This window comes from Thiorhodovibrio frisius, assembly GCF_033954835.1.
Taxonomy (GTDB): Bacteria; Pseudomonadota; Gammaproteobacteria; order Chromatiales; family Chromatiaceae; genus Thiorhodovibrio; species Thiorhodovibrio frisius.
Genome location: NZ_CP121471.1, coordinates 620,345 through 640,078, shown reverse-complemented (window position 1 = coordinate 640,078; position 19,734 = coordinate 620,345). Strand labels below are relative to the sequence as shown.

Below are 19,734 nucleotides of genomic sequence, written 5' to 3'. Positions count from 1 at the left end.
GTCGCTGAGAAATAGACCGAGACCCGATAAAGGTTGACTGGGATCAGCCCGAGCCCTCGAGGCTTTCCTGGGAAGATGCCGATTCCGGAGGCTGATCCAGACCATGCCCACCGCTCCCCACCGGGCGCATGTGCGGAAACAGCAGCACATCGCGAATCGAGGGTGCGTCGGTCAGCAGCATCACCAGGCGATCAATGCCGATGCCCTCCCCCGCCGTCGGCGGCATGCCATGCTCTAAGGCGCTAATGTAATCGGCATCAAAGTGCATGGCTTCCAGGTCGCCGGCGGCTTTGTCCTCGACCTGGCGGCGAAAACGCTCAGCCTGATCCTCGGCGTCGTTCAGCTCCGAAAAACCATTGGCAATCTCGCGTCCGGCAACGAAAAACTCGAAGCGATCAGTCACAAAGGGGTTGTGGTCATTCCGGCGCGCCAGCGGAGAGACTTCCAGCGGATACTCGGTGATAAAGGTGGGCTCCATCAGTCGCGACTCGACGGTTTTTTCAAAAATCTCGATCTGCACCTTGCCCAGACCATAGCTCGCTTTGAGCGGAATGCCGAGCCGCTCAGCGACTCGCCGCGCCGGGTCCAGCTCATCAATGTCGGCGCTGCCGAGTTCTGGATTGAACGCCAGAATGGACTCGCGCACGCTCAGGCGCTGAAAGGGCTTGGCCAGATCATAGGTCTCGCCCTGATAGCTCAGTTCCGTCCCGCCGAGCACCTGCTGCACCAGCCGCCGCAGCAGATCTTCGGTCAGGTCCATCAGGTTATGGTAGTCCGCATAGGCCTGATAGAACTCGAGCATGGTGAACTCGGGGTTGTGCCTGGTCGAGAGCCCCTCGTTGCGAAAATTGCGGTTGATTTCATAGACGCGCTCGAAACCACCGACCACCAGGCGCTTCAGGTAGAGCTCAGGGGCGATGCGCAGAAAGAGCTGCATGTCGAGTGCGTTGTGGTGCGTGACGAACGGCCGCGCCAGGGCACCGCCAGGAATGGCCTGCATCATGGGCGTCTCGACCTCCAGGAAGTCGAGCCCGTTCAAATAGTTGCGGATGAACTGGATCACAGCGGTACGCACCCGGAAGGTCGCCCGGGTGGCGTCGTTCATAATGAGGTCGAGATACCGCTGACGATAGCGGGTTTCCTGATCAGCCAGACCGTGGAACTTCTCCGGCAGCGCACGCAGGGATTTGGTCAGCAATCGCAGTTCGTCGACCTTGACCGACAGCTCGCCCGTCTTGGTCTTGAACAACAGGCCCTCGGCGCCGCAGATGTCGCCAATGTCGAGTTCCTTCTTAAACCAGGCGTAAGCCTCATCCCCGATCCGGTCGCGCTGCACAAAGAGTTGCATACGCCCGGACATATCTTGCAGATGCGCAAAACTTGCCTTGCCCATGACGCGCCGGCTCATCAAGCGTCCGGCGAGTTTGACCCGCAGCCCCAGTTCTTCTAGCTCCGCGTCCTCCTTGGGTTCGTATTCGGCCAGCAATTCACCCGCCACGGCGTTACGGCGGAAGTCGTTCGGAAAAGCGACGCCCTGCTCGCGCAGGCGACTGAGCTTCTCGCGGCGCTGGGCGATGAGCTTGTGTTCGTCAGTATCGGACGGGGTTTGGTTGGGCATGGGAAGTCTTAAGGTTTAAAGGCTTGAAGGGTGAGGTTTGAAAAGCAAGAGATCACAAACCGCTTTTCAGGCTTGCTTCGATGAAAGGATCGAGCCCACCATCGAGCACTGCCTGGGTGTTTCCTGTCTCGATGTTGGTTCGCAGATCCTTGATGCGCGACTGATCGAGCACATAAGAGCGAATCTGACTGCCCCAGCCGATGTCTGACTTGGTCTCTTCCAACGCCTGTTGATCGGCGCTGCGCTTTTGCATTTCCAGCTCATAGAGCTTGGCCTTGAGCTGCTTCATCGCCTGGTCTTTGTTCTTGTGCTGCGAGCGATCATTCTGACACTGCACCACCACCCCGGTCGGGTTATGGGTGATGCGCACGGCCGATTCTGTGCGGTTGACGTGCTGACCGCCGGCGCCAGAGGCACGATAGACATCGATGCGCAGATCAGCCGGATTAATTTCAATCTCGACCGAATCATCCACCTCGGGCGCAACAAACACCGCCGCAAACGAGGTATGTCGGCGGTTGCCGGAGTCGAAAGGCGACTTGCGCACCAGCCGATGCACGCCAGTCTCGGTGCGCAGCCAGCCGAAGGCATAGTCGCCCTGCACTGCGACGGTGGCGGACTTGATGCCGGCGACCTCGCCGGGGGAGTATTCCGTCAGCTCGGTCTTAAAGTCATGCGCCTCGCACCAGCGCAGGTACATGCGCAACAGCATCTCGGCCCAGTCCTGTGCCTCAGTGCCGCCGGAGCCGGCCTGAATGTCGACAAAAGCGTTGTTCGCATCCATGTCCCCCGAGAACATGCGCTGAAATTCGAGCTTGGCGATGTGCGCCTCGTAGCCGTCGAGATCGGCGACAACAGAGTCCACCGTATCCCCGTCTTCCTCTGCCACAGCGAGCGCGAGCAGATCATCGGTGTCGTCAAGCCCGGCGCGCAACTCGCGCAGGCCCAGTACGACATTCTCGAGCATCGCGCGCTCGCGCCCCATCCGCTGGGCACGGTCCGGGTCGTTCCAGAGGTTCGGATCTTCGAGCTCGCGCAGCACCTCGGTCAGGCGCTCATCCTTGCCAGCATAGTCAAAGATACCCCCAGAGGGACTCCAAACGTCCCCTCAAATCGCCAAGGCGGGCGCGGATCGGGCTGATATCCTGCATGAATGGTCTCCGCATCTAAGAAAACATATCAGTATACTGGAACCGTCCGATGAACTCCCGAGGCAAAACCATCATGACGCCCCCCATCATTCACCGCCCGGATGAAGCCGATTCCTACGCCTTTCGCGAGGGCTGCGACATTCTCGAGCCTTGGAACCGCAGCGATGATCCAGCGTTGTCCATCGCTCGTGCCACCGTGCCCGTGGGCGTAACCACAAGAGTACATTGGCTTGAGCGGACCACCGAACGCTATCTGATTCTCTCGGGCCAGGGCCTTGCCCGCATTGGCGAGCTGCCGGAGACCCAAGTCCAGCCCGGCGATGTGATCCATATTCCGCCCGGTTGTCCGCAGAGCATCCAGAACACAGGCTCGGTCCCGCTGGTCTTTCTCGCCATTTGCACCCCCAGATTTGAGCCGGCGGTCTACCACCAGTGCGACGACTGACTGCTCGGCCCACTCCTTAAGGTACCAATCGCAAGCTGATTGTCGGTATAAAATCAGGCCCTTTGAACTCTGGTCGGATTTTGGCACGCGCAGAGCCCAGTGCGCATGCGCCATCTGCATTCGCCAGAAGCGTGACCCACCTCACAGGCAAGGCCCCGGTCCTGGGATAGACTCGCTAGTAAGAGCCTGCGCAACAAAAGCCGGAAGCTTGGCGTGAGAATGCCAGTTAATAAGACTGTTCATCGGGATGCCACGGAGGCCGCATTGCTCGCTTTTTGCAAAATCTAGCCCCGTGCCTTCCCGGGGCCAGTTAACACCAGTAGGAGGCCGTCGTGCTCTTTGCCGAAAACACTGCTGCCGCCTCCCCCTCCGAGCGCGACCTGCTCGCCGGTTTGCGCGAAGGGCTTGAGACGCCGAGCCAATGGCGTGCCACCCGCATGCTGCGCCCGACCTCCCTGCGGCTGATCAAGGGCGGGCGCCCACTGGACGAAGCCCTTCCCGAATTGTTGTCCGAACTCCAAGGTGCCAATCGCACCCGGATCAGCGCCTCACAGCGTTTGCAGGAAGCAGAATCCCTGGGCGCGCTGCTGTGGTCCGAGGCCGCCCTGCTGCTTGAACAACAAACCCGCGACCGCCGTGGCTTGCCCGAACGCCCGGCCCAGGCCAGCCAGCTCGATCAACTCAAAGGCTGCATGACCGAGTTGGTCAGAGCCTATCAGCTGGCGCTGGCCGATGCCTACGCCAGCCCGCAAGCCCGCAACAACCAGCAGCCGCTGCAGCTCGGTGCCCTGCGCATTCTTGAGTGGACCTGGCGCGAGATGGAACTCTACCGCCTGCGCTATCAACCCCTGCCCGGCGCCTCCTGGCAGCGCGCCAATCGGGTGTTTTTTGCCCTGCTGGCGTCCAGGACCCCGGATAACCCGCAACCTGCCTGCAACGCACCCGACTTCCTGACCGACGCCGATGGCCGCGCCACCCGCGCGGGGCTGTATCTGAACCTTCAGCTCCAAGGGCTGTTCGACCAGTTCAGCTGGCCCAAGACCACCCAGAATTTCATCGCCCGTTACTGTGCACTGGTGCCGGATGCCGCGCGGCTCGGTATCGCCCTACCGTCCACGGCCTGCCAGCGCTTCCTCCATGCCGATCTCAATGGCCCACCCCAGCCCGCTGCAGCAGACAAGGGTAGCCTAACGCTCGACTACAGCGGCCTCGCCGAGGCAATCCGCAGCGATCACCAAGCCTTTTTCCGCCGCGACCCCGCCGGCACGCGCACCCCCGAGCGCTTGCGCGGCCTGCCGCCCGCCGCGCGTCGCCCGAGCATCCGGCTGCTCTCGCGCGATATGGACAACAGCGCGCCAGAACAGCTCCCAGAGCAACCGCTAAACCAGCCCGAGACCTTGTATCTCAGCGCTGGCATGACCACCATCCGCGCCCTGCTGCATCAAGTGTTCTCGCGCTTTCCGCACTCGACATCGCCCAGCTCACAGCCAAGGGCCAGGCACGACCCCTTGCGCCAACCCAGCAACCTGCGCACCGATGGCGACCCCTGGCAGTTGGTTCACCAGAGCGCGCGCCTGTGGCGCATTCAAAATCCCGGCGCCCAGACCAGCACCGCGCTCAGCGTCGGCACCCTGGTGGCCTTCGGCAGCGGCAAATCCGGCATGGCCCGCCCACATCTCGGGCGCGTCGCACGCATGCTGCGCAGCGCTGGAGTCCTGCAGATCGACGTGCAGGAACTTGCCTGTTTCGCCGTGCCCGCTTCGGTGCGCACAGTCACCACTGCCCTGATTGAGGCCCACTCGAGTGAGGCCGTCACCTCCAGCGCCTTACCACCGACTAGCAAGCCCAGCGACACCACCACCCAGCGCGACACTGACCACGCGCAGGCCCCCAGTCTCACGCCCAGCTTGGCATCCAGCCCCAAAGAAGATCCGCACGCGGACAGCGACCAGACGGCGCAGACCGGCAAGCAGACGGCGCGCGCGCTGCTGATCTACGATCAGGACTTCGGCTGGGGCCTGCTGACGGCACCCCAACCCGGTCTGCACGAAGGGGATGCCATCGCCATCCGCACCGGTCGCCATGAGATCAGTTCGCGCCTGCGCAGCATTCGCGACGCCGGCCAGGACTTTTTGTTATTCCAGATCAACCCGAATGATCCACGCTTGGGCGTGCCGACCTACCCACGCGCCCACAAAGCCCGCCGCCGAGCCGCCGCCCATCGACTGACCGCCAACCCTCTGGATGCGCCCATCCGGAGCGATTCCTCCCCCCGCCCGCCGATTTTCTGAAGTTGCGAGAGGAACGAATCAGAGCACAGCCAGCATCGCCCGGCTGTGCTTGATCATCAAAGCGGTTCAGACTCGCGTGCATTCGGCGCTTTCCAGCTTCAGCCTGTCTGGCGGCACGTCCAAAGCGCGCCAGACGCGCGCATGGTAATCTGAGCTGGCAGACATCTGCCATCCAGACCGGAACATCCATGCGGGCAATTCAAGACTATGACGTCATTATCATCGGCGGCGGCCACGCCGGCACCGAAGCCGCGCTGGCTGCGGCCAGGCTTGGCGCGCGCACTCTGCTGCTGACGCACAATATCGAGACCCTCGGGCAGATGAGCTGCAACCCGGCCATTGGTGGTATTGGCAAGGGACATCTGGTCAAAGAAATCGACGCCCTCGGCGGGCTGATGGCGCGCGCAGCCGATGCTGCCGGCATTCAGTTCCGTATTCTCAACAGCCGCAAGGGGCCGGCGGTGCGCGCCACCCGCGCTCAGGCTGACCGCACGCTCTATAAGGCCGCCGTGCGCCGCGCGCTAGAGCAGCAACAGGGGCTGGACTTGTTTCAGCAGGCAGCGGACGATCTGCTGCTCGATGGCGATGGCGCTCGGGTCGCGGGCGTGCGTACCCAAATGGGGCTCGAGTTTCGCGCGCGCACTGTGGTGCTGACCGCCGGCACCTTTCTTGGCGGGCGCATTCACATCGGGCTGTCAAATTATCGCGGCGGGCGTGCCGGCGATCCGCCCGCGCTGGCGCTGGCCGAGCGCCTGCGCGCGCTGCCGCTGCGGGTGGAGCGGCTGAAAACCGGCACCCCGCCGCGCATCGCCGCACGCAGCATTGACTTCAGCCAGCTCGCCGAGCAACCCGGTGACACACCAGTGCCGGTGTTTTCTTATCTCGGCTCGCCGGCTGATCATCCGCGCCAACTCAGCTGCCACATTGCACGCACCACCGAGCGCACGCACGAGATCATCCGCGCCGGCATCTCGCGCTCGCCCCTATTCAGCGGCGTGATCGAAGGCATCGGACCACGCTACTGCCCGTCGATCGAGGACAAAGTCTTTCGTTTTGCGGACAAGGCCTCGCACCAGATTTTCGTCGAGCCCGAAGGGCTGGACACCGATGAAATCTACCCCAACGGCATCTCCACCAGCCTGCCCTACGATGTGCAAGAGGCGCTGGTGCGCTCCATCCCGGGCTTCGAGCAGGCCCACATCACCCGCCCCGGTTATGCCATCGAGTACGACTTCTTCGACCCGCGCGACCTGCTGCCCTCGCTCGAGACCAAGCCCATCGGCGGCCTGTTCTTTGCCGGTCAGATCAATGGCACCACTGGTTATGAAGAAGCCGCCGCTCAGGGGCTGCTGGCCGGGCTTAACGCCGCGCGCCAGGTACGCGGGCTCGAGCCCTGGTTTCCGCGCCGCGATCAGGCCTATTTGGGCGTAATGATCGATGATTTAATCACGCGCGGCACCAATGAGCCCTATCGCATGTTCACCAGCCGCGCCGAGTACCGGCTGCAACTGCGCGAGGACAATGCCGACTTGCGCCTGACCGAGATCGGTCGCGAACTGGGTCTGGTGGATGATGCGCGCTGGCAGGCATTCGAGACCAAACGCGAGGCCATCGCCTGCGAGCAACAGCGCCTGCGCGAGACCTGGGTGCGCCCCGGCAGCGCCGCTGCGCAAGCGCTCGCCGAACATCTCGGCGAGCCACCGAAACGCGAGGCACGCGCGCTTGAACTGCTCGCCCGCCCCCAGCTCGACTATGCCCGCCTGATCGCCATCACTGGCATCGGCCCCGGCGTGGCAGATCCCACCGTGGCCGAGCAGATTGAGATCCAGGCCAAGTATGCCGGCTATCTCGAGCGCCAACGCGCAGAGGTCGAGCGCCAGCAGGCACAGGAGCACCAGCCGCTGCCGCTGGATTTCGACTTCGACCGGGTGCGCGGGCTCTCGGCCGAAGTGCTGGAAAAACTCAAAGCAACGCGCCCGACCACCCTGGGCCAGGCAGCGCGTATTCCGGGTGTCACGCCAGCGGCCGTGTCTTTGCTGCTGATTCACTTAAAGCGCATCCAGTCGATCGGTCGCGCGGTTGGACAGACGGACAAAGCTGCGGACAAACAGCCGGTCGATGCTGCCCCGCCCGTCGCGCGTCAAAGCGCCTGATGCTTGCCTCCATGCGCCAGCCCCTGCGCGAACGCCTCGATCAGGGCTGCGCGCGCCTCGGCAGCCCCGTCGCCGACCTGAGCGATGCCCAGCGCAACGCCCTGCTCAACTACATCGATCTGCTCGTGCACTGGAACAGCCGTTTTAACCTGACAGCCGTGCGCGATCCGCTCGAAATGATCGGCCGCCATCTGCTCGACAGTCTGGCTGCAATCGCAGCCTTTGATGCCTCCCCGGTGCTGGACCTAGGCACGGGTGCCGGTCTGCCGGGTATTGCGCTCGCCATCGCGCGCCCGGAACTGCAATTTGTCCTGCTCGATAGCGTCGGCAAAAAGACCCGTTTTGTGCGCCAGGCAGCCGCCAGTCTGGAGCTTGGCAATGTCAAAGTGGTGCAGGCGCGCTTCGAGTCATACCAGCCGGTGGAAAAATTCGCTACCATAACGGCTCGTGCGCTGGCGCCGCTCGACGCCCTCTGGTCCGGCAGCACCCATTTGCGCCAGCCGGGCGCCACGCTGCTCGCTTACAAGGGCCACCGACCTGATGAGGAAATGGCCGCACTGACCGCAGCCGGCATTGGCGTGACAGCGCAAAGGCTCGAGGTGCCTTTCGTCACTGGCGAGCGCCATTTGATTCGCATCTACAGCAATCCTGACACCTATGGCTAGAATCATCGCGATCGCTAACCAAAAAGGCGGCGTGGGTAAAACCACCACTGCCGTAAATCTGGCCGCCTCGCTGGCGTCGCTCAAAAGCCGCGTGCTGCTGATCGACATGGACCCGCAGGGCAATGCCACCATGGGCTGCGGGGTGGACAAAAACAGCCTGGAACGCACCGGCTGCGATCTGCTGCTGAACGACGCTGACTTCAATGCCTGCCGGGTCAGGGTCGAGGAACCCGCCCCCGGTTTCGACCTGCTGCCGTCGAATGGCGACATGACCGCCGCCGAGGTCGGCCTGATGAACACCGAGCAGCGCGAACGCAGCCTGTCCGAGGTCATCAGCGCGATCACGGGCGAGTACGACCAGATCCTGATCGACTGCCCGCCCTCGCTCAATATGCTCACCATCAACGCCCTGGTCGCCGCCAACGGCGTGCTGATTCCAATCCAGTGCGAATACTATGCGCTTGAGGGGCTTTCAGCCTTGCTCGACACCATTCGCCAAATTCAGGAAAGCCGCAATCCGGGGTTGGCCGTCGAGGGCATTCTGCGCACCATGCACGACCCGCGCAACAACCTGGCCAATCAGGTCTCCACCCAGTTGATCGAGCACTTCAGCACCCAAGTCTATACCACCATAATCCCGCGCAATGTTCGCCTGGCCGAGGCACCCAGCCACGGCTTGCCGGTGCTTCTCTATGATGCAAGCTCGCGCGGATCCATCGCTTACCAGGCCCTGGCCGGTGAGATACTTGGCCGTGCCGAGCGGGCACCGGCCGTGACCTGAGTGCACCAAAGCTAACAATGAGCACGAAACGCAAAGGACTTGGCCGCGGCCTGGACGCACTGCTTGGCAGCGGCGCAAGCAGCGGCAGCAGCGAATCCAACAGCGGGGCGCCCGACCCGGCGCACGAATCCCCAACCACCGCCCGTCCCGATGAGGTCATCACCGAACTCGGCGTCGAGCGCATCCGCCGCGGGCGCTATCAGCCGCGGCGCGAGTTCAACCCCGAGAGTCTGAGCGAACTGGCCGATTCCATTGCCGCCCAGGGCGTGTTGCAGCCGATTGTGGTTCGCAGCCTTGATGACGGCAATTACGAGATCATCGCCGGCGAACGGCGCTGGCGCGCAACCCAGCAGGCCGGTTTGGCCAAAATACCGGTCGTGGTGCGCGAGGTCGACGAAAAAACTGCACTCGCCATCGCCCTGATCGAGAACATCCAGCGCGATGACCTCCATCCGCTCGAGGAAGCCAGCGCCCTGCATCGCCTTGCAGAAGAATTCAGCCTCACCCACCAGCAGGTGGCCGAGGCCGTAGGCAAGTCCCGCACCACGGTCACCAACCTGCTGCGTCTGCTCGAATTGGAACCCGACACCAAGAGTTATCTGGATCAGCGCCAACTCGAAATGGGCCACGCCCGCGCCCTGCTCGGCCTAAAGGGGCGCAATCAGTGCGACGCCGCGCGCGAGGTGGTGAATCGCGGCCTGTCGGTGCGCGAAACCGAAAAACTGGTGCGCCGCTGGCAAAACGAAGAAACCGACGACGCCCAAAAAGAAAAACCCCAACTCGATCCCAACATTCGCAGCCTGCAAGACGACCTCGCCAACCGCCTCGGCGCCCGCGTTGCGATCAAACACGGCGGCAGCGGCGCCGGCAAGCTGGTGATCGCCTACAACAATTTAGACGAGCTCGACGGGATTTTGGCGCATATTCAGTAACTTTTTTACTAGACCCGACGATTCGCTTCGCATCATGACCCGAGACAGGCGCCGTATGAGGTGTACTCGGTAAACTCACTGATTGAGCGAGTAAAATATTTTTACTATTCAGTAGCCTGAAATATTTGATGTAATTTAGAAACTGCAAATTGATAATTTACTCAGTATAAAACAAGGGAAAGAGTATGAGTGAGACGAATCCGATTCAAAGTGTTTCAGAGCTAATTCGTAAGAACTATTTCATCCCGGCATATCAGCGCGGCTACCGATGGACAGAACAACAGATCATCGATTTGCTTGAAGATATTCATTGTTTCACCCCGAGAGATATCGCTGATAGCAATGACAAAACCTGGTACTGCCTTCAGCCTGTGGTTGCCCGTGAAGTTCGCCGCACCGTAAAAGAAGCTGATAAAGAAGAATTTGAAAAATCATTTTACGAATTGATTGACGGCCAGCAGCGTATCACAACGATTTTTTTGATTACTCATTACATAAACGAAGTAATCCGTGGGAAATTAAAAGAACCGGAACCGTTAATTGAGTATGAAACCCGTATTGCGAGCCCCGACTTTCTTCGTTCTCTGACTATTGATGAACAGGATTTAAATACTGAGCACTCAAACATTGATTTATCCCACATGGCATCTGCTTATAGGACCATTCATGAATGGGTAACAGCAGGAAATAAAAAGAAAGAATTTAAGCAGGATCACTTTATTAATGTGTTCTTAAATTGTACAAAAGTAATCTGGTACGAACCAGTTGTTCAAGGTGATGGGCTTGATGACTCCATTGAAATTTTCACCAGATTGAACATAGGTAAAATACCGTTGACAGATGCAGAACTGATCAAGGCAATATTTATCAAACAGTCAAATTTCTCTTTGTCCGAAATTAAAGAGGATGATAAGCGAAAGCAGTTTGAAATCGGCCTTGAGTGGGATCGAATCGAAAGCGAACTTCATGAATCATCATTTTGGTCATTCCTGACGCCCACTTCATACTCACCTGAAACCCGCATTGACCTTCTCTTTGGACTGCTTACTGATACATTAAATGAAAATGCGAACTATAGCATTTTTCGCGTTTTTGAAAAGAAGTATGAGATGACATCTGCTGAAGATGTTCGTTTAACATGGCGCAAAGTGACAGATACTTTTGAGACCTTGACGGAATGGTATCAATCACGGGAACTGTACCACAAAATTGGTTTTCTAATTGAAGCTGGCACGCCGATTAAGGAGATTTTTGAGAAAGCCGAAAACAGCAAGAAATCTGAATTTGTCAGAAAGTTGAATAACCTGATAAAGAACTATATCCCTGAAGATTTTGATGCTCTTAGCTACAACAAAGACCGCAAACACATTAAAAATTTACTTCTCCTTCACAATATTCAGACCTTGCTGAACAATAGCGAGGAAACTTCACGTTTCCCGTTTGAGCGCTACAAAGAAAACAAAAATGGATGGGATGTTGAGCATATTCACTCACAGACTGATCAGGAATCTTTCCCTCAAAGGGAAAAAGACCAGCGTGAATGGCTTAGTGATGCTCTAGATTATGTGAATGATGACCTTAAAAGGAAGATAAATGACTTTTTAGCAGATGCGACTTGGGACTCAAAAACCTTTATGGACTTTGCGCAGAGGATACTAACGTATCTTGCCGCTGGTGAAAGTCAAGATGACGCTGGAACTCAGGAACCTGGGAAATCCAGTAATAAGAATTCTCTGGGCAATCTGACACTCTTGGATTCTGCAACAAATCGAAGTTATGGTAATGCAATATTTCCCGTTAAAAGAAGTGAAATAATAGATCGGGAAAAAACGGGAACGTTTGTCCCTGTCTGCACTAAAAATGTATTCATGAAGCTCTATAATAAAAATGTAAAGAATTTGAAATTTTGGGGGATAGAGGACCGCAATGCGTATATGGAGGATATCGAAGAAACATTGAAAATCTATACTAACGAAGAAGAGGTTCAGAGTGCCTAATACAACGACTTACTTTCAAAAAATTTCTTTAATTACATTACTAACAGAAATTCCCGTTGAGATTCCGCTGATTCAGCGTGATTACGCACAGGGACGCGAGTCGCAGAAAAAATTGTTCACCAATTTTTTGAAGGTATTGAAAAAAGCTGTTTGTGAATCGCCTGTTGAACTTGATTTTGTTTATGGCGATATAAAAGAAAACAAGTTCCACCCGCTCGATGGACAGCAGCGCCTTACTACGATCTTCCTTCTTCACTGGTATGCAGCGGCTTTCAGTGATACCCCTAAGTCACATGCAGAAATTTTAGGTAGGTTCTCTTACTGTACCCGTATAAGTTCACGCAATTTTTGCGAGCAGATCCTTGGGAATATTGAGGATTTCAAGTCTTCTCAAGTAACACCGGGCAAATGGATTGAAGATCAAACATGGTTTCGCTTAGCCTGGAAAAAAGACCCCACCGTTAGCGGAATGCTAAGTGCTCTTAATACAATTCAAGAGAAATTTCATGATATTAAGGATGATCTCTGGAAAAAACTGGCAGACTCGGAAGAGCCCAAAATTACATTCTATAAAATAACCCTCGATAGAATTGGCCTATCCGATGACCTATATATAAAAATGAATGCCCGCGGGAAAGCCCTGAGCCCATTTGAAAATCTAAAGGCTCAGATTGACCGGAAAATCGAAAAAGAACGATGGGAAGAAAATGTTCCGCATAATCTGAAATTCAGTCATCTCATAGATACAGAGTGGACGAACCTAATCTGGAGGTTATTTGGTAAAGAAAATTTTGATATTTCCTTTATTCGTTTTTTTGCCAATATGGCGATGTATGCAACAATAAACGATACCGCAAATGAATCTTCTAATGATACGGATGACAGATCGATTCAATCTTCAAAGCCTTTACGGGACAGTATAATAGATCGATTAATCAAGGATTCAACTTCGCTTTCGATAGAACATATTTCGCGTAAAGTATATGAGACGCTGTATAATAGCTTTAACGGCCTGTGTATAATAGATGAAAAAAAACTTTCCATAGAGGGATTCAACTGGTTTGAAATGTCTTCTAGTATCAATGACAAAACCCCATCGTTAATTGAATGTATTGGCGAAAAATCTAATCCCACGATGCAGCAAAGACTTCTGAGCTTTGCAATTTACGAATATGCGCAATATGCGAAAAATCACGGCGAAAATATTGCCGAAGAAAATTACCACAACTGGCTGAGGTTTGTAAGGAATATTATTCAGAACAGTCATATTGACAATCTGGAAAGATTTGTTAGTGCTGCGCGTTTTATTCACAAAATGGCAGAAGGGTGCCAAGACATCTATTCGTACATTCGCCAATTAACTTACGAACATAAAGGTTTTGCATTCGCTGCGGTGACAAGAGAAAAGAAGAAAGCTGAGCTAATAGCAGGCAATAAAGAGTTAACAGACACCCTGCATAGCCTAGAGGAAACAAAGTTCTGTTATGGGAATTTGGTTTTTCCATTCCACTATGTCGCAAGAAAATCAAATCAAGAATCGCTCTTTAATGACGTGTTAACAACGATTACTACATACTTTTCTGAGGAGATATCTGATCTTCACAGACGCGCTCTTCTCACCATTGGTGAGGGGGGATATTATAAATATTGGTGGTCGTGGCTTTATGCTGCAGATGGAAATAAACATCGGCTTATTATGAATATCGGAGATCTCCGGGATAATATTTCTCATGATCAATTATTGAATTCATTCTCTGCCTATTTCGACTCTCTTCTGAAGGGAGATACACCAGAACAGTTGATTGCTGGTTTTAGTTATCCGGACAAAGAGCACTGGCGTTACAAAATTATTAAAGACCCGTCTTTACTACAAAAAGCTACTTATAAGTACTTTACACTTTCAAGTGATGGTAAATGCTATTTAATTCCACGATCCAGGGTTGAAAATAGCAAAGAAGGTAGAAAGAGACTTATTGAAGTAGGAAATCATAACGGATAAACGCCCCCAATCTGCAGAATTAGGCATTGATGGCGTTGGCCAGGGTGCCACTGGGGGCGTCGTCGACGGTCGGGCTAAGGCAATTCCCGTATAAGCGATGGTTCCAGACTTGGGCAGCGTTGTGGTGGAAGATGCCGCCGGAGGCCTTCTTGATGGTGTCTTCGAACGCTAGACACAGTAAGTACGGGTTCAACAATAACCGATACAGGACGGGATTGGTGGATCCGCTTCGCTTGATCCACCCTACCTGTCCAGGTCACGGCCACCCCGGAGGATGAAGCCTGCTGTTTCACGGCAAGCAGCAGACAGAAAAGACTGATTTTTCCACTCTCCACGAGTGCTTGGAAGAGGCAAGCGCGAGTCCCGGTTGAGCCAGCGCCCGTGTCAGTTTTAACTTGCAAAGTGAGCTTTTTCGGCCAAGACTGCAAGCTATGACTGACAAAATCCGCCTGCCCGATGAGCTTGGCGCTCAGATCCGCGAACGCCGTCTCGCGCTTGGCCTGTCGAAAAAAGACCTTGCGGAGCGTGCCGGAAAGGTGCGGGAAGTCATTTATCGCCTGGAGCGCGGGGAAGACATTACCCTCTCCTCCCTGATGGCGGTGCTCGCGGCACTGGGTCTCGCCATGCGGCTCGAACAGGCGGGGCTTCCAAGCATGCGGGAAGTCGCCGACAGATTCAGGCTCGGTGAGGACGACGAGGATGCTCCCTGACCGCATTCCGCTGCTTGAGGTTGCCATTGGCGACAACCTCAGCGCTGGCCAACTGCTACGGAAATCCATCTACGAATTCCGCTACCTGTGCCCGGCGGCCCAGCAATCATCGGTCGCCTTGCTGATGCCGGCCAGCACGCAGCTGACCTGGCAGGATGGCGACCTCTTCCCCAGCATGGACCAGAACCTGCCCGAGGGCGATCTGTTCATGCGCATCCGCTCGCTGTTTCCCAAACAGCCGACCACGCCCATGCACTTGCTGGCACTCATTGGCGAAAATGGCATCGGTCGTCTGGGCTATCGCCTGCCGGAGCATCCCAGCAGACCGCCCGCGCCGCCAATTTCAAAAGCAGAACTGCTGCAACTACCCTTTAGCCCTCAAGTCTTTACAGAACTCATCCGTGCCTATCTGAGCACAGGTGCTGGGATCGCCGGCATGCAGCCCAAAATCATGGTTCCTGATCGGGCCACGGTTCCCATTCCATCACTGATCGTCAAGGCAGCCGGTACCTCCTATCCAGGACTGGCGGCCAACGAATATCTCTGCCTGAGCGCCGCCCAACAGGCCGGCATCAAGACCCCCGAATTCGCACTCTCCAACGATGGGCAATTGCTCGTGCTCGACCGCTTCGATGTCATCGAACAGCACGATGGGCGCATCGAGCGGCTGGGATTCGAGGATATTGCAGCGCTTGCGGGTTTAAGGGTCAGGGACACCCTGTCGGATCGCAAATATCAGGGGAGTTATCAGGCCATTGTCGAGCTGCTCAAACAACTTCAATTGTCACGCGAGAATCTCCACCGATTTTTCGAGCAGCTCGCCTTTTCGGTGATGGTGCGCAATGGCGATGCCCACCTGAAAAACTTCGGGCTACTCTATCGTTCGGCCAGCGATGCCTGGCTGGCCCCCATGTTCGATGTGGTCACCACAACCATCTACCGTTACACCCGCTTCGACGGTGGCCCTGAGCTGGAAGACCGAACCATGGCGCTCAAACTGTTTCGCGGACGCCATCAAACCAAGGCCTACCCAACCAAGGAGGAACTTCTCGCATTCGCCCGGCGCCATTGCGATGTTGCCAAACCCGAGATCGTCATCCAGAGGATCGCACAGGCCATGCTCGAAACGCTGGAGCACGCCAACAATGACGAACGCATTCCCTCGCCACTGCGGGCCGCGATCAGCACCGCCTGGGAGGCCGGCCTGGAATACGCGAGCCCAGGCTGAACCGGGCACCGAGACGCCTTCAAGCCAATACTCAATCCCGCCAGCGATACAGCTCCGCCGGCGGGCCCTGACAGAGCTGACAGTTGGCGCAGCCGCTGGCGCAGTCGATGCGCTCGGCCCGTCCTTTGCGAACCCAAACCGCGCACAGCTCTTGTGCCACTTCGGGCGGCACCTTGAGATGCAGCGCGATGTCCTGAAGACTGGCGAGCGGGCGCTCGCGTAAATAGGCGCGCACGTCTGCGAGCATCAGGCACTGCCGCGCAATGCCGCCGCCGGCATCTCGCGCCCCCGTCGCGCCCAGATGCGCAGACCGATGAAGACCAGGACCAGGGTTAACACGCCAGCGCCAATCCAACTGCCGGACCACCAGGGGTGACGTGCGAAAGTCGCCGTCTGATAGAACAGAGTCGCGGTGATGTAGGCGATGCCGGTGGTCCAGGCTCCGACAAAGGCCGCCCAGGGCGTTCCGGCCTCGCGCGCAATGGCGCCGATGGTGGCAATACAGGGAAAATACAGCAACACGAAGAGCAGATAGGCGAAGGCACCGGCACGGCCGTCGAAGCGAACTTCCATGGCGCCGAAGGCGCCGGCGGAGACGCCCGGATCGGCTGCGGCTGCATCCAGATTGCCCAGCCCCAGTGGATCGGCCAGACCGCGCAGCGCCTCGCCGAGATTGGCCGGGATGGTGGCCAGGGCATCGCCCAAGGCTGCGAGCAGATCGAAGGGCTCGGCCGCCTCTGTCTCGGGCTGCTCCTCGGCGGCAAGCTGACCATAGACGGTATCCAGGGTGCCGACGATGACCTCCTTCGCCAGCACGCCCGAGAAAACCCCCAGCACTGCCGGCCAGTTGTCCGAGTGGATTCCCATGGGGGCAAACAGCGGCGTCGTTACGCGGCTGGCGGCACTCAGCACCGAGGCGTCGCTATTGGTATCGCCGATACTGCCATCAGTGCTGATGGAACCAAGCAGATTCAGCACCACTACCATGACCACGATGATCCGCCCGGCCTCGCGCAGAAACAGCCGCACCCGGTCCCAGGTGCGCAGCAGCACGCCGCGCAGAGTTGGCAGGTGATAGGGCGGCAGCTCCATCATAAAACCGGTGCTGCTGCCGGCGAGCAGAGTGCGCTTCATCACCAGCCCGGTCAGCAGGGCCACGGCGATGCCGGTCAAGTAAAGCGCGAACACCACATTCTGCCCCGAATGCGGGAAAAAAGCCGCCGCGAACAGCACATAGACCGGCAGCCGCGCGCCGCAGGACATGAAGGGATTCATCAGAATGGTCAGCTTGCGTTCGCGCTCATTCTCGAGCGTGCGCGTGGCCATAACCGCTGGCACATTGCAGCCGAAGCCCACAATCAAGGGCACAAAGGCCTTGCCCGGCAAGCCGATGGAACGCATGAAACGATCCATCACAAAGGCCGCACGTGCCATGTAGCCGGAGTCTTCGAGTGCCGAGAGAAAAATATACAGACTGGCAATGACCGGAATAAAGGTCGCCACCACGGTCAGCCCGCCGCCGATGCCCTCGGCCAGCAGCAGGCGCAATAGCGCGGGCGCGCCGAGCCCGTCGAGTACAGCGCCAAAGCCATCAACAAAAAGCGCCGTCGCCGCGCCGTCGAAAAAATCGATAAAGGCGCCGCCGATGCTGATGGTGAAGACGAACATCAGGTACATCACCGCCAAAAACAGCGGCACACCCCAGATGCGGCTTAACACCACCCGATCAATGGCATCGGACAGGGTGCCGCCGGCCCGCCCACGGCAGCGCTGCACCCTTGCGGCCAGCGCATGGGCGTGACCGAAGCGCGAATCAGCAATAAAAATATCCGGCTCCTCGCCGGACCGCTCGGCAATGGCCGTGCGCCAGTGCGCGGCCAGCGCGCGGATGGGCTCATCCACCTGATTGATGGCAAAATCATCGCCTTCCAGCAGCTTGAGCGCCAGCCAGCGAGCATTGGGTGGACGTGACAGCGCACCCACAGCGCTCGTTTCTTCAAGTGTCGGTCGCGCATCCGCCTGAATCGCCGCGCTCAGGGCCGCCACGCCCTGCTCGACACACTCATCCTGGGCCAGACCAAAGCCCGCTGACTCCTGGCCGCAGGCCACCGCCAGCGTGCGCGCGCTGAGTTCCGTCAGACCTTCCTTATTGACGGCCACCACAGGCACCACCGGACAGCCAAGTTCCCGCGCCAGCGCGACTGCGTCGATATCGATCCCTCGCCGCCGGGCCAGATCCATCATATTGAGCGCCACCACAATGGGCACGCCCATTTCGAGCAACTGCACGCTAAAGTAAAGATTGCGCTCCAAATTGGTCGCGTCGACCACATTGACGATCACATCGGCCTCGCGCGCGAGCAGATAATCGCGCGTCACCCGCTCATCGAGCGAACTGGCATCGAGCGAATAGATGCCGGGCAGATCGATCACCCGCACCGGTCGGCCATCGAGTTCGCAGCGCCCCTCCTTGCGCTCCACCGTCACCCCCGGCCAGTTGCCGGTGGTCTGGCGGATGCCAGTCAGGGCGTTGAACAGAGCCGACTTGCCGCAGTTGGGGTTGCCGGCCAGGGCCAGAGTCAGGGGACGCGCCAACGCGGACCGATTCGCGGCGAGGGCAACCTCAGCTGCCGGCATTGCGTCAGACTCTGCTGTCACTGCAGATTCCTTATCTATCGCTTTTCTCATTCGTCACACTTCGCATCCACTGGACTTGCTTAACCCCACTCACTGGCAGACGCCGATGCTGGCAGGTCGCGCATTCAAATAAGAACATCGCCGAGCCTTGGTTCAAGCGAACAAACCGCTCAACCGCGACCCGCATGCTACCCCGCAGCGCGAAACGAATCAAGAATCACTATCAACTGGAGCGGACGGCCGGCACCAAGACCCTTAGTCCCACCAAGGCAAAGCCGCTCCAGTTGCGGCTAGCGGATATCTGGGTTAAAAGTCAAAGGCCCGCCAGTCTTAACCCCAGAGTTCATACCATGCGTGCGCTGCTGATTTACCCAAGGTTCCGCGAGAGCTACTGGTCGTTCGAGAAGGTCATGGAGCTAATCAACAAGCGGGCCATGATGCCACCGCTCGGCTTGGTGACCGTCGCGGCCATCCTGCCGCAGACGTGGGACATGCGCTTGCGCGACCACAACATCGAGCCAATTACCACCGCAGATTGGGAATGGGCCGAGATTGTGCTGTTCTCGGGGATGCTGGTACAAAAAGATGACATGCGCATGCTCATCGCAGAAGCGCGCCGCCGCCGCATCCCCAGCGCCTGCGGTGGTCCCTACGCAACCGCCCTGCCCAACGAGTTGCGAGCGGCCGGTGCGGACTATCTGGTGCTCGACGAAGGCGAGTTGACCATCCCCATGTGGCTGGAGGACACCTATCGCCACTACCAGACTCTCGGCGGCGCCGATGTTCACACCAACCCCGACCGGCGTAAGAAAAAGGCACCCAAGCCGCGAGACCCGGATGCGTGGCGTGCGCTGCTCATTGTTATCTGGCGCCAAGGCGTCAAGCGCAAGACCCGATTCGCATTCTGGCAACATCTTTTGTGGATGGCCCGCAACAACCGTGGCGGCCTCGGCAGTTACCTCGGGCTATGCTCCTATATCGAGCACTTCCTGCCCTATCGCGAGTTAGTCAAAGTCCAGATTCAAACCCAGCTTGCCGCCTATTCGGAACGCGAGCGTCAATTGCAGTTGGCGCCCAGCTCCGCGCTCACATCCACACCCAGCTCCGCTCAATAGACGCCCCGGCAG

The 19,734-nt window shown here is 57.7% G+C and carries 15 protein-coding genes; 11 read left to right on the top strand and 4 right to left on the bottom strand.

The annotated features are described in order from the left end of the window. Positions 1-43: 43 nt before the first annotated feature. The gene (gene lysS, locus Thiofri_RS03265) at positions 44-1,618 is read right to left on the bottom strand and encodes a lysine--tRNA ligase (protein ID WP_009150278.1); all 1,575 of its coding nucleotides are present in this window, start codon (positions 1,616-1,618) and stop codon (positions 44-46) included. A gap of 52 nt (positions 1,619-1,670) precedes the next feature. Continuing rightward, positions 1,671-2,769 (bottom strand): peptide chain release factor 2 gene (gene prfB, locus Thiofri_RS03260; protein ID WP_009150277.1). Its coding sequence is split into 2 segments (ribosomal slippage): positions 1,671-2,693 and positions 2,695-2,769, totalling 1,098 coding nucleotides; the frame shifts between segments, so codons are not numbered across the junction. A 73-nt stretch (positions 2,770-2,842) separates the two neighbouring features. Here prfB and Thiofri_RS03255 point away from each other — a divergent pair. From Thiofri_RS03255 to Thiofri_RS03210, 10 genes are all read left to right on the top strand, one after another. After that, complete coding sequence (locus Thiofri_RS03255) at positions 2,843-3,214, top strand: cupin domain-containing protein (protein ID WP_009150276.1); 372 nt, start codon at positions 2,843-2,845, stop codon at positions 3,212-3,214. Positions 3,215-3,546: 332 nt separating this feature from the next. Beyond that, entirely contained in the window at positions 3,547-5,505 is a 1,959-nt protein-coding gene (locus tag Thiofri_RS03250) for a hypothetical protein (RefSeq protein ID WP_009150275.1), read from the top strand. 188 nt (positions 5,506-5,693) lie between these two features. Continuing rightward, positions 5,694-7,658, top strand: a complete 1,965-nt coding sequence (gene mnmG, locus Thiofri_RS03245; RefSeq protein ID WP_009150274.1) for a tRNA uridine-5-carboxymethylaminomethyl(34) synthesis enzyme MnmG — start codon at positions 5,694-5,696, stop codon at positions 7,656-7,658. A gap of 11 nt (positions 7,659-7,669) precedes the next feature. Then, the gene (rsmG, locus tag Thiofri_RS03240) at positions 7,670-8,323 is read left to right on the top strand and encodes a 16S rRNA (guanine(527)-N(7))-methyltransferase RsmG (RefSeq protein WP_040857903.1); all 654 of its coding nucleotides are present in this window, start codon (positions 7,670-7,672) and stop codon (positions 8,321-8,323) included. Further along, positions 8,316-9,104, top strand: a complete 789-nt coding sequence (locus Thiofri_RS03235) for a ParA family protein (protein WP_009150272.1) — start codon at positions 8,316-8,318, stop codon at positions 9,102-9,104. Before rsmG ends, Thiofri_RS03235 begins: the two co-directional genes overlap by 8 nt. 17 nt (positions 9,105-9,121) lie before the next feature. Beyond that, the gene (locus Thiofri_RS03230) at positions 9,122-10,036 is read left to right on the top strand and encodes a ParB/RepB/Spo0J family partition protein (protein ID WP_009150271.1); all 915 of its coding nucleotides are present in this window, start codon (positions 9,122-9,124) and stop codon (positions 10,034-10,036) included. A gap of 185 nt (positions 10,037-10,221) precedes the next feature. Continuing rightward, complete coding sequence (locus Thiofri_RS03225) at positions 10,222-12,033, top strand: DUF262 domain-containing protein (RefSeq protein ID WP_009150270.1); 1,812 nt, start codon at positions 10,222-10,224, stop codon at positions 12,031-12,033. Next, positions 12,026-14,032 carry a DUF262 domain-containing protein gene (locus Thiofri_RS03220; protein ID WP_009150269.1) on the top strand — a complete coding sequence of 669 codons (2,007 nt, stop codon included), beginning with the start codon at positions 12,026-12,028 and terminating at the stop codon, positions 14,030-14,032. Before Thiofri_RS03225 ends, Thiofri_RS03220 begins: the two co-directional genes overlap by 8 nt. Positions 14,033-14,463: 431 nt before the next feature. Continuing rightward, entirely contained in the window at positions 14,464-14,742 is a 279-nt protein-coding gene (locus Thiofri_RS03215) for a helix-turn-helix domain-containing protein (protein WP_009150268.1), read from the top strand. Beyond that, positions 14,732-15,970 (top strand): type II toxin-antitoxin system HipA family toxin, encoded by a 1,239-nt coding sequence (locus Thiofri_RS03210; RefSeq protein WP_009150267.1) that lies wholly within the window; start codon positions 14,732-14,734, stop codon positions 15,968-15,970. Before Thiofri_RS03215 ends, Thiofri_RS03210 begins: the two co-directional genes overlap by 11 nt. A gap of 31 nt (positions 15,971-16,001) precedes the next feature. Here Thiofri_RS03210 and Thiofri_RS03205 read toward each other — a convergent pair whose 3' ends face one another. After that, positions 16,002-16,217, bottom strand: coding sequence for a FeoC-like transcriptional regulator (locus tag Thiofri_RS03205; protein ID WP_009150266.1), 216 nt, complete (start codon positions 16,215-16,217; stop codon positions 16,002-16,004). Further along, complete coding sequence (gene feoB, locus Thiofri_RS03200; protein WP_009150265.1) at positions 16,217-18,607, bottom strand: Fe(2+) transporter permease subunit FeoB; 2,391 nt, start codon at positions 18,605-18,607, stop codon at positions 16,217-16,219. The genes Thiofri_RS03205 and feoB overlap by 1 nt, the downstream gene beginning before the upstream one ends. 350 nt (positions 18,608-18,957) lie before the next feature. Between feoB and Thiofri_RS03195 the strand changes: the two genes are divergently transcribed. Next, complete coding sequence (locus Thiofri_RS03195; protein WP_040857346.1) at positions 18,958-19,722, top strand: DUF4070 domain-containing protein; 765 nt, start codon at positions 18,958-18,960, stop codon at positions 19,720-19,722. The last annotated feature ends 12 nt before the right edge of the window (positions 19,723-19,734 follow it).